The 11,484-nt window shown below is 69.9% G+C and carries 10 protein-coding genes; 6 read left to right on the top strand and 4 right to left on the bottom strand.

The window, feature by feature from the left end; all coding sequences use genetic code 11:
* Window positions 1-624: hypothetical protein (locus tag AWQ68_RS44565; protein ID WP_218007259.1), on the bottom strand; the 624-nt coding region annotated here is incomplete at its 3' end.
* A gap of 856 nt (window positions 625-1,480) precedes the next feature.
* Here AWQ68_RS44565 and AWQ68_RS40095 point away from each other — a divergent pair.
* From AWQ68_RS40095 to AWQ68_RS40085, 3 genes are all read left to right on the top strand, one after another.
* A complete protein-coding gene (locus AWQ68_RS40095; protein ID WP_066951968.1) occupies window positions 1,481-2,752 on the top strand; it encodes an extracellular solute-binding protein in 1,272 nt (423 codons plus the stop codon).
* A 76-nt stretch (window positions 2,753-2,828) separates the two neighbouring features.
* Window positions 2,829-3,734: a carbohydrate ABC transporter permease gene (locus AWQ68_RS40090; protein WP_066951963.1), complete on the top strand. Its 906-nt coding sequence runs from the start codon at window positions 2,829-2,831 to the stop codon at window positions 3,732-3,734.
* Window positions 3,734-4,615: a carbohydrate ABC transporter permease gene (locus tag AWQ68_RS40085; protein WP_084464948.1), complete on the top strand. Its 882-nt coding sequence runs from the start codon at window positions 3,734-3,736 to the stop codon at window positions 4,613-4,615. The genes AWQ68_RS40090 and AWQ68_RS40085 overlap by 1 nt, the downstream gene beginning before the upstream one ends.
* A 76-nt stretch (window positions 4,616-4,691) precedes the next feature.
* Here the strand turns inward: AWQ68_RS40085 and panD are convergent, their stop codons facing one another.
* Window positions 4,692-5,114, bottom strand: coding sequence for an aspartate 1-decarboxylase (gene panD / locus AWQ68_RS40080; protein ID WP_066951936.1), 423 nt, complete (start codon window positions 5,112-5,114; stop codon window positions 4,692-4,694).
* Between the two features lie 119 nt (window positions 5,115-5,233).
* Window positions 5,234-6,160, bottom strand: a complete 927-nt coding sequence (locus AWQ68_RS40075) for a M23 family metallopeptidase (protein WP_066951924.1) — start codon at window positions 6,158-6,160, stop codon at window positions 5,234-5,236.
* Window positions 6,161-6,363: 203 nt separating this feature from the next.
* Here AWQ68_RS40075 and AWQ68_RS40070 point away from each other — a divergent pair, with 203 nt between their 5' ends.
* The gene (locus AWQ68_RS40070; RefSeq protein ID WP_066951920.1) at window positions 6,364-9,459 is read left to right on the top strand and encodes an AfsR/SARP family transcriptional regulator; all 3,096 of its coding nucleotides are present in this window, start codon (window positions 6,364-6,366) and stop codon (window positions 9,457-9,459) included.
* A gap of 110 nt (window positions 9,460-9,569) precedes the next feature.
* On the opposite strand, the gene AWQ68_RS40065 is transcribed toward AWQ68_RS40070, so the two are convergent.
* Window positions 9,570-10,445, bottom strand: a complete 876-nt coding sequence (locus tag AWQ68_RS40065) for a D-alanyl-D-alanine carboxypeptidase family protein (RefSeq protein ID WP_066951914.1) — start codon at window positions 10,443-10,445, stop codon at window positions 9,570-9,572.
* A 317-nt stretch (window positions 10,446-10,762) separates the two neighbouring features.
* Between AWQ68_RS40065 and AWQ68_RS40060 the strand changes: the two genes are divergently transcribed.
* Window positions 10,763-11,044, top strand: a complete 282-nt coding sequence (locus AWQ68_RS40060; RefSeq protein WP_066951910.1) for a metal-sensitive transcriptional regulator — start codon at window positions 10,763-10,765, stop codon at window positions 11,042-11,044.
* A gap of 96 nt (window positions 11,045-11,140) precedes the next feature.
* Window positions 11,141-11,350 carry a heavy-metal-associated domain-containing protein gene (locus AWQ68_RS40055; RefSeq protein WP_066951907.1) on the top strand — a complete coding sequence of 70 codons (210 nt, stop codon included), beginning with the start codon at window positions 11,141-11,143 and terminating at the stop codon, window positions 11,348-11,350.
* Window positions 11,351-11,484 lie beyond the last annotated feature (134 nt).

The following is an 11,484-nucleotide window of genomic DNA, read 5'->3' as shown; positions in this document are numbered from 1 at the left end:
GGGACGGCGGCCCTGCCAGATTCCGTCCCAGGCCAACAGATCTCCGCGGTTGTTCGCGGGCCGCCGTAGCTCCTCCCGACCGAAAAGAGCTCCATCGTCGATCCCGAGGCGCTGCGGCTCGGCACCGCGACCAACATCCTCGCCTGGCTCGGCCGTCTTCTCGCGGGTGGGTGCTACGGGAGCGGGCGCGATCGGCGATCGCAAAGGACCCGAAAGCCGGCCACCGCCGTCAGGCTTGTGGTCTTCTGCCGCATCAGGGAGGCCGAGCAGCCGCCGCGCCCAGGACAGCGTCTCGTCCGGCTCGCCGCGTCGCCTACCTCGTCCGGCGGAGCGCGTCGTGTCGTTCGGTGCGGGATCAGGGGCTCCTTCGCCGTCACCGGCGCTGCGGGCGCGGTCGAGGAGAACCGCGCCGTAGGAGTCGCCGGAGAAGCGATCGGATCCGATGAACGGCGTGTGCCGCCTTGACCCGCGCCGCCATCGCGAAGACGTGGAAGGCGCGGCGGATGAGCGGGGCGGAGGCGCGTCCTCCGGTCGGTGCGACAGCAGCACGCCACCCGAAAGCATCATCTCTTCACACCCCCGCTCCCACTCTGATCGTCGACCCTCTGCGAGGATATCGTTCACACGTTCGATATTCAACTCTAAGTAGTCGCTCTTGTACCATTTGTGAGCGTCGCGCGGGATTCCGTTTGGTCGGTATTCGTGGGTGGAGGGGGCGTGTCGAGGTTGGCGTCTCTGGTTGTGGGTGCTGGGCGCCATTTCGTTTGGTTGGCATTCGTGGGCGGCGAGGTCGCACTCCGGTAGGGGGCTCGTCCGCGAGCGTCAACGCCCCCGGAGGGGGCGGCGAGGCTCGCCTCCGACGTGGGGGCCGAGCCGGCCACGGCCAAGTCGTCGCTCGGCGACACGGCTTGGGGGCGGCCCCCAGCTATCTCAGCCGCTCCGAGCCTGAAAGTGGCCTGGGTGGAAGTGGCTCGCTCGAGGTGTGGAAGTGGCCGCGGGTGTGGAAGTGGCTCCCTCCAGGTGTGGAAGTGGCCCCGGGCGTGGGGGTGGCCCCCAGGCGTCGGAGTGGCCCCGGGCGCACGGCTGGCGGCAGACCTGTACCCGGCGTGATGGTTCAACCACAAATGGCGACATGTGATCATTCGTGTGCTTTTCTCGCCCCGAATAGCTCATTTCCGAGCAATATCGGGCTAATATGCGCAATATCGCGCAACATGGGGATCGGTGGGGTACGAGGGGGGCCGTCAAGGGTCGCCGTAAAGGCTTGTCGTACGCCGCCGCCCCTTGCTGGAGGCTGCCCGGTATAGACCGGCTCTGCATCGGCGATGCCCCTTCGTTGCGAATCCGATATTTGCCGGTATAGACCGGCCCTTTGTCGCCTGTTTACCCTTGGCAGCCAAGCCGCTCATACGCGGCCTATCCGCTGTTCGGGTCTCAACCGGTACAGACCAGTCATCCTCAGATCAAGGTGGTATTCGTGATGAGCAAGAGGTTCGCCGGGGTGGTCACCCTCGGCGTGGCCGCGGCGCTGGCCCTGTCCGCCTGCGGTGGCGAGTCGGGCGGGGGCGACGGCGGTGGCGCTGACAAGGCCGCGGGCGGCTCCGTGACGCTGAAGCTGGTCGCCGCCGACTACGGCGACGGCCCCACCGCCGACAACAGCGGCGAGAAGTTCTGGAAGGGCGTCGTCGACGAGTTCCAGGCGGCCAACTCCGGCATCAAGGTCGAGGTCCAGGTCATCAACTGGAACGACATCGACACGCAGGTCGCCACCATGGTGCAGAACGGGCAGATGCCCGACATCCTGCAGACCGGCGACTACTCCGGCTTCGTCAAGGACGGCCTGCTGTACAAGGTCGACGAGGTGCTCTCGCCGAACACCCAGTCCGACCTGCTGGAGAAGTTCGCCGAGTTCGGCAAGGTGGACGGCACCGCGTACGGCATCCCGTTCGTCTCCTCCGCCCGCGCGCTGTTCTACAACAAGGACCTTTTCGCCAAGGCCGGCATCAGCGAGCCGCCGAAGACCTGGGACGAGCTGAAGGCCGACGCGGAGAAGCTGAAGAAGGCGGGCGTCTCCCAGCCGTTCGGTCTGCCGCTGGGCCAGGAAGAGGCCCAGGGCGAGTCGTTCCTGTGGTTCATGGGCAACGGCGGCGGCTACAAGGACGCCTCCGGCCAGTGGGCGATCGACTCGCCGCAGAACGTCGAGACCTTCACCTTCCTCAAGGAACTGCACGCGGCCGGCCTGACCACGCCGAACCCCGGCACGAAGGACCGCAAGACGGTCTGGGAGGACTTCGCGGCCGGCAAGGTCGGCATGGTCAACGGCGGCCCCATGTCGATGCCGATCTTCGAGAAGGGCGGCCTGACCAACTACGGCGTCGCCGCGATCCCCGGCAAGAGCGGCCCGCTCGAGACGACCCTCGGCGTCGAGGACTGGATCATGGCCTTCAACAAGAACGGCCACCAGGAGGAGATCAAGAAGTTCTTCGACTTCTTCTACTCCTCGTCCGCGGCGCAGAAGATCAGCGACACCTACAAGCTGCTGCCGGTGACGAAGTCGGGCATCGAGAAGCTCTCCGGCGACGAGAAGCTCAAGCCGTTCCTCGACGCCCTGCCGAACGCCACCTTCTACCCCTTCACCGACCCGAAGTGGTCCGAGGTGAACACGCAGATCAAGCAGACGATCGGCGGCGCCGTCACCGGTGATCCCGCGAAGGTCCTCGGGGCGATCCAGAAGGTCGCCACGGCCGGATGACCAGGTGGCACGGCCCGCGCCGACGCGGCGCGGGCCGTGCCCCTGCGGCCGTACCTCTTCGCAGGAAGCAGGAGTAATGCAGCAGACCTCCCCTCTGACGCGGGCGGCGCGCGCGCTGGCGCCCCTCGCGTGGACCGGCCCGGCCATCGTGCTGATCGCCGTCGTGGTCGTGTGGCCCGTCGTCGCGATGATCCAGTCGTCGTTCCTGAAGATCAGCCGGTTCGGCGTGGTCCAGGGCTCGAACGGCACGGCCAACTACGCCAAGCTGTTCGACGAGCCCGACTTCCCCGGGGTCATGGCGCGCAGCGTGATCTGGGTGGTGGCCGTCGTCGCCATCACGATCCTGCTCTCGCTCGCCCTCGCCCAGCTCTTCAACCAGCGCTTCCCGGGCCGCCGCCTCGCCCGCTGGGCGATGATCGCGCCGTGGGCGGCGTCGGTGCTGATGACGGCGATCATCTTCAAGTGGATGCTCGACCCCGAGGTCGGCCTCCTCAACATGGTGCGACGCGACCTCGGCCTGATCGACGCCCTCGGCGGCGCCGACGCCGACCAGCTCGGTCAGGCGGCCACCGCCATGCCCTGGCTGATCGCCGTCGCGGTATTCGTCTCGCTGCCGTTCACGACGTACGCGCTGCTCGCGGGGCTCTCGACGATCCCGGCGGAGGTCTACGAGGCGGCCAAGACGGACGGCGCCTCCCGGCTGCGTACGTACTGGTCGATCACGCTTCCGCTGCTGCGGCCCGCGCTGACCGTGGCGACGCTCATCAACGTGATGAACGTCTTCAACAACTTCCCGATCATCTGGGTGATGACGCACGGCCAGCCCGGCTACTCGACGGCCACGTCCACGATCTTCATGTTCATCCTCAAGGGCTCCGACATCGGTGAGTCCGCCGCGATGTCCGTCGTGAACTTCGGCATGGTGATCGTCTTGGTGGCGATCTTCCTCAAGGTCAGCAAGTGGAAGAACGAGGTGTCGTGATGACCGCCACCGAGACCTCTCCGGTCGCCGCGCCGTCGCGCGCCGCGAGCGCCGGTCCCGCCCGGCGGCTGCCGCGGACCAGGACGGTGCTCGTCGCCGCCGCCGCGTACCTGATCGCGTTCATCTTCCTGTTCCCGTACCTGGTGATGATCCTTACCGCGCTGCGGCCGCAGGCCGAGCTGCGCGAGCCGGCCTACCTGCCGACGGACTTCGCCTGGGAGAACTTCGTCAACTTCTGGTCGGGCGGGCTGTCCGGGAACCTGCTGATCACCCTGCAGGTCGCGGCCGGATCGACGATCCTGGTGCTGCTGGTGGCCCTGCCCGCGGCGTACTACACCGCCCGGCACCGGTTCCGCGGCCGGACGGCGTTCCTGATCCTGGTACTGGTCACCCAGATGTTCCAGCCGACCGCGATGCTGGTCGGGATCTACCGCGAGTTCTCCCAGCTCGGGCTGGTCGACTCGATCTGGTCGCTGATCCTGGTCAACGGCGGGTTCAACCTGGCCTTCGCGGTGTGGATCCTCAACGCGTACTTCGGCTCGATCCCGCGCGAGCTGGAGGAGGCGGCGTTCATCGACGGCACCGGCCGCTTCGGCGCGCTGTTCCGGATCACGCTCCCGCTGGCCGCGCCGGGCGTCGTCACCGCGCTGATCTTCACGTTCATCGCGGCGTGGAACGAGTTCGTGGTCGCCCTCACCCTGACCACCTCGCCCGAGCAGCAGCCGCTGACCGTCCGGCTGAACTCCTTCATCGGGCAGTACCAGGTCGACTGGCAGAACCTCTTCGCCGGATCGGTGATCGCGACCGTCCCGGTCATCATCCTGTTCGCGCTGATCGAGCGGAAGGTCGTGTCCGGCCTGACCGCCGGGTCGATCAAGTAGGACCGCCGTACGGCGGAGCGCCGAAGGGCCCGTTCCCGGAGGGGGAACGGGCCCTGTTGCGTGGAGATGCGGGGGCTCAGCCGGCCGAGGCGGCGAGATCGCCGCGGACGAGGCCCACGCCGTCGGGGACTCCGGCCGGGTCGTGGCCGGTCTCGACCACCCGGTTGTCCGCGTCGACGAACACCACGCTCGGCCGCAGCGCGCCGACCTCGGCCTCGGCCACCAGCGCGTACGCGATGATGATCACGAGGTCGCCGACGCCGACCAGCCGGGCGGCCGCGCCGTTGATCCCGATGACGCCGGAGCCGGCCGGGCCCTCGATGACGTACGTCGAGAGGCGGTTGCCGTTGTTGATGTCGACGATGTCGACCTTCTCGCCCTCCACCAGGTTCGCCGCGACCATGAGGTCACCGCTGATCGTCACCGATCCCACGTAGTGCAGGTCGGCCTGGGTGACGGTGGCCCGGTGGATCTTGGACTTCATCATCGTGCGGAACATGGCCCCCCGCAGGGTCTCGGAAGTGGGGTACCGGGCTCGGCGGCTCCGGTCTCGCGCCGTCGATAGTACGTGATCCCGTACCTGCCACTTTCCGGTCGTTCACTCACATGGGGAAACGGTCACCCGCAGTGCTCCAAGGGGCTGTTGTAGCTGACGCCGCCCGCGGAACCGCCCCATTTGACGCAGGTTCCAGCGGCCGAGGCGCGTACGGGGCCCGCGTAGTAGCCGAAGTTGCCCGAGTCGGTGATGCGGCTCTTGCCCTGCACTTCGAGATAGGCGCTGGTGGCGGTGTCGGTGCCGAGAGAGGTGCGCTTGAGGGTGGTGACGCAGTTGTAGCCGTTGGAGCTGTTGTAGAGGAGATAGACGGTCCCGGCGGAGCCGAGGGCGGCCGAGTCGATCACGCTGTAGCCGGCGCCGCACACCTGCTCGGGCGTGTACGGGTTGCTGCTCCCGCCGCAGTTCTTGGACGTCACGGTCTGGGTCGGGTAGCCGAAGGTGACCCCGTTGAACTTGGCCTTCTGGATGTTCGCCGGGTAGGACGCGGTGCCGGCGCGCACCTCGTAGTGCAGGTGCGGCGCGATGTTGTTGCCCGGCTTGCTGGTGTTGCCGACCTCGCCGATCTTCTGGCCCTGGCTGACCGTGGCGCCCACGCTCACGGAGCGGGTGAGCAGGTGGGCGTAGTACGTGTACCAGCCGCCGCCGTGGTCGATCTTGATCAGGTTGCCGAAGCCGTTCGTCGATCCCTGGTGCGCGGAGATCACGACCGTGCCGGCCGCCGCGGCGACCACGGTGTCGCCCAGGTCGGCGTCGGGCGTGCTGCCCCGGTTGAAGTCGATCTCCCACGACTGGTGGGCGCTGCTCGCGTTGGAGTTGCCGGTCCAGGTCTGGCCGCAGGGGAAGGGAAGCTGGAAGGCGGGCTCCGCCATGGCCGCCGAGGCGACGCCAGTGGCGGTGGCGGCGGAGGCGGTGGCGACGCCGGTGGAAGCGCCCGCGGTGACGCCGAGCAGCAACGCCAGCCCCGCCTTGACGATGGATGTGAGTCTCATGCGGATCCTTCCTCGCGGGCGACCGCCGGATGCTCCTGACAGAAGCCGCGAACTGACTGTGGAACCTGTCCAAAGGTGCTGCTGGGACCCAAGGGTCCGGATGGACCGCACAGAGAGAATCCAAAATCCATACAAAGGGCTGGCCAAGACCTGACATAGGGCGATAAATGGTGGCAGTGCCTCTGTAAGAAGAGCAGGCGGTCATGACGGTTGATCAGCCCACGTACAGAGTCCTCGGCTCGCTGGACGTCCGATTCGCGGGGCGGACCCTCCGGATCGGCGGTCCGAAACCGCGGATGCTGCTCGCCACGCTGCTGCTCGACGCCAACCGGACGGTCGGCACCGAGCTCCTCGTCGAGGTGTTGTGGCCCAGGGCCCGCCCGCGGTCGGCCGTCGCGAACCTGCGCACGTACGCGAGTGCGCTCCGCGCCGCGCTCGCCCCGAGCGGCGCCGGTCTCCGGGCCCGACCTGGTGGCTACGCCGTCGAGGTGGAGCCGCCCGAACTCGACCTCCTGATCTTCGAGGAGCTGGTCGAGCGGGCCAGGCGGGATCCGGCGGGCGCGGGCTCCCACCTGCGCCGCGCGCTCGCGCTGTGGCGCGGCACTCCTCTCGCCGACCTGCCGGGCAGCCCGCTGTGGGACCGCCGCATCGAGGAGATCTCCGGAGCGCGCCTCGACGCGGCCGAGGAACTGGTCGCGGTGCGGCTGGCCGCGCGCGAGTATCCGACGGCCATCGCCGAGCTGCGCGGCGTGCTCGCCGAGCATCCCTTCCGTGAGGACCTCTGGCAGCGGCTCATGCTCGCGCTGCACTGGAGCGGCAGGCGAGCCGAGGCGCTGCGGTGCTACGGAGACATCCGTCGGCAGCTGGTCGCCGAACTCGGCGTCGAACCGGGCCCCGAGCTCCGCCGCGCCCACCTCGCCATCCTGTCGGGAGACCCGACCGCCCTGGCGGAGGGCGTGCTCCTCCCGCCCGCGAATGTGTCCGCACCGCCCGGCGGTGTGCGGCTCGTGGACGCGCCCGAAGGCGTGTCCGGCTCGCTCGCGCACGCGTCGTCCCCGCCGGGAGGCGCGCCCCGGCCGTCGGGAGACACGGGCACCCTGGTCGGACGGGCTGAGGCGGAGGAGGCGCCCACCGTGCCGGGGCGCGCCGTTCCCGTCCCACGCCAGCTCCCTCCGGACGTACCGGACTTCACCGGGCGTACGGAGGCCGTGGCCGCCCTTGTGGACGTGCTGTCGGCACCCCGGTCTGCGGCCCCGACACCGGCCGGGCTCACCTCCGGGTCCGCGTCCGGGCCTCCGGCCGGGCCGCCGTCGGGGCCGCCGAGCGGACCTCCGGTGATCGCCGTCATCGTGGGGCCACCGGGCGTGGGCAAGTCGGCCCTCGCCGTCCACTGCGCGCATGCCGTACGGGACCGGTTCCCCCACGGGCAGCTCTACCTGCGCCTCGACGGCGTGCCCGGCACGCCCGCGGAGCCCGCCGACCTGCTCGCCGAGGCGCTGCGTGCGCTCGGGGTCGCCGAGGCCGCCCTGCCGTACGGCGTGCACGAGCGGGCGGCGCTCTACCGGTCGCTGCTCGCCGAGCGTCCCATGTTCGTGCTGCTCGACGGCGCCGCCGGCGGCGCACAGGTCGGGCACCTGCTGCCCGGCAACGGCTCGGCCGTACTCGTGACGAGCCGGCGGCGGATCACCGAGATCCCCGGCGCGGCGCTGGTGGAGCTGGACGCGCTGCCGCCGCGCGAGGCGGTGGACCTGCTCGGCAGGATCGCCGGGGCCGACCGGATCGAGGCCGAACCGGAGTCGGCCGCCGCCATCGCTCAGGCGTGCGGGCACCTGCCGCTGGCCGTCAGGGTCGCCGGGGCGCGGCTGGCGGCCCGGCCGGGATGGTCGCTGCGCCTGCTCGAACAGCGCCTCGAGGACGAGTCCACCCGGCTCGGCGAGTTGCGCGCGGGTGACCTGGAAGTGCGGGAAAGCCTCGACCGGAGCTACCGCCTGCTGCCCGCCGAGGCCGCACGGGCCATGCGCGCGCTGGGCACGCTCGGCGCGCATCCCCTCCCCGCGTGGGTGGTGGACGCCGTCCTCGACCGGCATCGCGCCGACGACGTGACCGACGTCCTCGTCAACGAGAACCTGTTGCGGCAGGTCGGCGTCGACACGCTTGGCCAGCCTCGATACCTGCTGCACGATCTGGTCCGTTGCGACGCCAGGGAACGCGCGGAACGGGAACCGGAACCCGGCGCCCTGGCCCGCGTCGTCGGCGCCTGGCTGGTGGCGGCGGAGCGGGCCGCCGCGGGGCTGCCCACCACCGTCTTCAGCGTGACCCCTTCCGCGGCGGCGCGCTGGACCCCGGTGGGCGGCACGCTGGCACGGCTTCCGGAGAACCCGATTCCCTGGTTCGACCAGGAACGGGACGCCCTGGCGGGGGCGGTGGAGCTGGCCGCCGGAGCCGGGCTGGCCGGGTCCGCCTGGGGGCTCGCCGCGGCCCTCGTACCGTTCCTCGACCTCCGCTGCCACCTCGACATGTGGCAGCGCACCCACAGCGCCGCCCTCGACGCCGCCCGCGCGGCCGGGGACCGGCACGGTGAGGCGGCCATGCTGCGCGGGCTCGCGCAGGTGTGCCTCTACCAGGACCGCTACCGGGAGTCGGGGGAGATGTTCCGGCGCTCGCGGGCCATGTTCCGGGAGGTGGGTGACACCAGAGGCGAGGCGATCTCCATCTGCGGGCTGGGCGCGGTCACCCAGTTCCGGGACGACCACGTCACCGCGCTCCGCCACTTCCGGCAGGCCCTCGCGATGTTCCTCGGGCTGGACGACCGGCAGGGTGAGGCGTACGCCCGGCAGGCGATCGGGCGCGTCTGGCTGAAGTCCGGCGACCTCACGCGGGCGGCGGAGTGGCTGGACGGCGCGCTACGCCTGGCCAGGGAGATGGGCGACGCCCACCGCGAGGGGTGCGTCTCCATGCAGGTCGGACGCCTGCACGACCTGGCCGCGGACGTCGAGATGGCGATGCGCTTCCAGGGGCGGGCGCTGGACATCTTCGAGAGCCTCGGCGACCGGCACTGCGGGGCCTACGCGATGCAGGGGCTCGGCGGCCTCCAGGCGGCGCGCGGCGACCTGCGGCCCGCTTTCGCCCAGCTCGAACGCTCGTTGACGATCTTCCAGCAGCTCGGTGACGTGAGCGGCGCCGCCGCCAGCACCCAGATGCTCGGTGAGCTGCACCGCTCCGCCGGACGTACCGTCCTGGCCCGGGACTACCTGGACCGGGCCGTCTTCCTGCGTCGCGGCCTCCGTCGCCTCCCCTGAGAACGAACGGAGGGCGCCGCCGGGGAGCGGGATCGTGCGACTGCCGACCCGGTTCCCGGCGACACCCTCTGTCGCGCGTTTCTCGGTTACGCCCTGTCGAGCGCCTTGAGTTATGCGTTGACGGCCCAGCTGATCAGGTTCGCGGCCGTGTCGAACCGCCGGTTGGAGGCGGACTCGCCGAGGATGACGCCGATCAGGCGGTGTCCGTCCCGGTCGGCGGCGAAGGTCAGGCAGTAGCCCGCGGCACGGGTGAAGCCCGTCTTCACGCCGAGCGCACCCGGGGTGCCGAGCATCTTGTTGGTGTTCGTCCAGGTGTAGGACCGGTGGTCCGCCGTGCGGGGGACGTAGTGGGTCTGGGAGGAGGTGACGGCGGTGAAGGTCTTGTTGCGGAGCGCCGTCTCCGCGAGCCGCGCCTGGTCCTGCGCGGTGGAGTAGCCGTCGCCGCCGGCCTTCGGCAGGCCGTCGACGGTGGTGTACAGGGAGTCCTTCATGCCGAGCTGCTTGGCGGTGGCGTTCATCTTGGCGATGAAGCCGTCCACGCCGGGGCCGTAGGTGCGGGCGAGGGCGTGCGCCGCGTCCGCGCCCGACGGGAGCATGAGGCCGTACAGCAGGTCCTTGACCGCGACCCGCTCACCGGCGCGGAGGTCGGCGCTGGTGCCGCCGTTGTCGTCGGCGTGGCTGACGTCGGCGGAGGTGATCGTGACCGTGTCGGTCAGCTTGGCTTCCTTGAGGACGACGTACGCCGTCATCACCTTGGTGAGGCTCGCCACCGGCATGCGCTCAGTGGCCCGCTTGCTGAGCTCAACCTTGCCGGTCGTGGCGTCCATCAGATATGTGGCGCGGCCGTAGACGGCCGGGGCGTTCTGCGCGGTCTGGATGACCGGAGTCTGTGTCGTAGTGGCCTGCGCGACCGCGGGCGTGGCGAAGCCGGCGGCGAAGGAGAGAAGGGCTGCGCAGACGGTGAGGCGAACTTTCCCGTTGTGCATTTCCCCAGGTTGCCACCTGTTTGACAGTGCCTTTGACGAATCTGGACGCTCTTTGAGTAAAACTTTTCCGCCTCCGTGAAGCGGAGATCGGCTGCCGGCGAGATCGCCCGTCCCGGTGGGCCGTGTCTCACGCCGTTTCCGCGCCGCGAGCGTGCTTCCGGTGGCGCGGGGGCCCGCTTCGCGGCGGGCGGATCTCGGCTCCCCGGGCCGGCGCCGTATGCCGAGGAAACGTGCGGGCGACGCGCCGATCCTGAGGGAATACCGTAGGGGGGTATGGTGTTATAGTCGTCGAACGCGAATCGAGAGGGGCGGGAGAGATGGCCGGATACAGCGACACCAGGCAGGAGCACCTCCGGCGGCTGCGCCGGATCGAGGGGCAGGTCCGGGGTCTGCAGCGGATGGTCGAAGAGGACAAGTACTGCATCGATATCCTCACTCAGGTGTCGGCGGCCAGCCGGGCCCTGCAGTCCTTCGCCCTCGCTCTCCTGGACGAGCACATGGCCCACTGCGTGGCCGACGCCACGGCGAAGGGCGGTGCGGAAGCCGAGGCGAAGATCAAGGAAGCCTCCGACGCCATCGCCCGCCTCGTCCGTTCCTGACCCGCCACAACCCCCGCGAACAGTGCGGCGACTTCCGCCGGTCGACCGCGTGAACCCAGAGTCTTTCCCCTATCGCTGATGACAGGAGTGATCGTTATGACCACCACCACCTACACCGTCAAGGGCATGACCTGCGGCCACTGCGTCAGCTCCGTGAAGGAAGAGGTCGGAGAGGTCACGGGCGTCACCGGCGTCGAGGTGGACCTCGCCACCGGCCTGCTGACGGTGGACAGCGACGGACCCCTTGACGCTGCCGCGATCACGGCAGCGGTCGAAGAGGCCGGATACGAAGTGGTGGATCGATGATGAACACCCCCGCCAAGCTCGAAGCCTACGCTCTCGGCTCGCGGTGGTCTTCGGCGCGACGTTCGGGGTCGGTACCGCCATCGGCGGCACCGGCGCCCGTCCCGGCGTCGGGCGAGCACGGCGGCCACGAGGAG

It is taken from the genome of Microtetraspora fusca (assembly GCF_001570365.1).
Classification (GTDB): domain Bacteria; phylum Actinomycetota; class Actinomycetes; order Streptosporangiales; family Streptosporangiaceae; genus Microtetraspora; species Microtetraspora fusca.
The sequence above is the reverse complement of the archived record's forward strand: the minus strand, read 5'-3'. Positions and strand labels throughout refer to the sequence as shown.

Bases quoted from the DNA above. Each gene is read 5' to 3' on its own strand.
- AWQ68_RS40095 (WP_066951968.1), top strand. From the start codon at position 1,481: ATGAGCAAGAGGTTCGCCGGGGTGGTCACCCTCGGCGTGGCCGCGGCG.
- AWQ68_RS40090 (WP_066951963.1), top strand. From the start codon at position 2,829: ATGCAGCAGACCTCCCCTCTGACGCGGGCGGCGCGCGCGCTGGCGCCC.
- AWQ68_RS40085 (WP_084464948.1), top strand. From the start codon at position 3,734: ATGACCGCCACCGAGACCTCTCCGGTCGCCGCGCCGTCGCGCGCCGCG.
- panD (WP_066951936.1), bottom strand. From the start codon at position 5,114: ATGTTCCGCACGATGATGAAGTCCAAGATCCACCGGGCCACCGTCACC.
- AWQ68_RS40075 (WP_066951924.1), bottom strand. From the start codon at position 6,160: ATGAGACTCACATCCATCGTCAAGGCGGGGCTGGCGTTGCTGCTCGGC.
- AWQ68_RS40070 (WP_066951920.1), top strand. From the start codon at position 6,364: ATGACGGTTGATCAGCCCACGTACAGAGTCCTCGGCTCGCTGGACGTC.
- AWQ68_RS40065 (WP_066951914.1), bottom strand. From the start codon at position 10,445: ATGCACAACGGGAAAGTTCGCCTCACCGTCTGCGCAGCCCTTCTCTCC.
- AWQ68_RS40060 (WP_066951910.1), top strand. From the start codon at position 10,763: ATGGCCGGATACAGCGACACCAGGCAGGAGCACCTCCGGCGGCTGCGC.
- AWQ68_RS40055 (WP_066951907.1), top strand. From the start codon at position 11,141: ATGACCACCACCACCTACACCGTCAAGGGCATGACCTGCGGCCACTGC.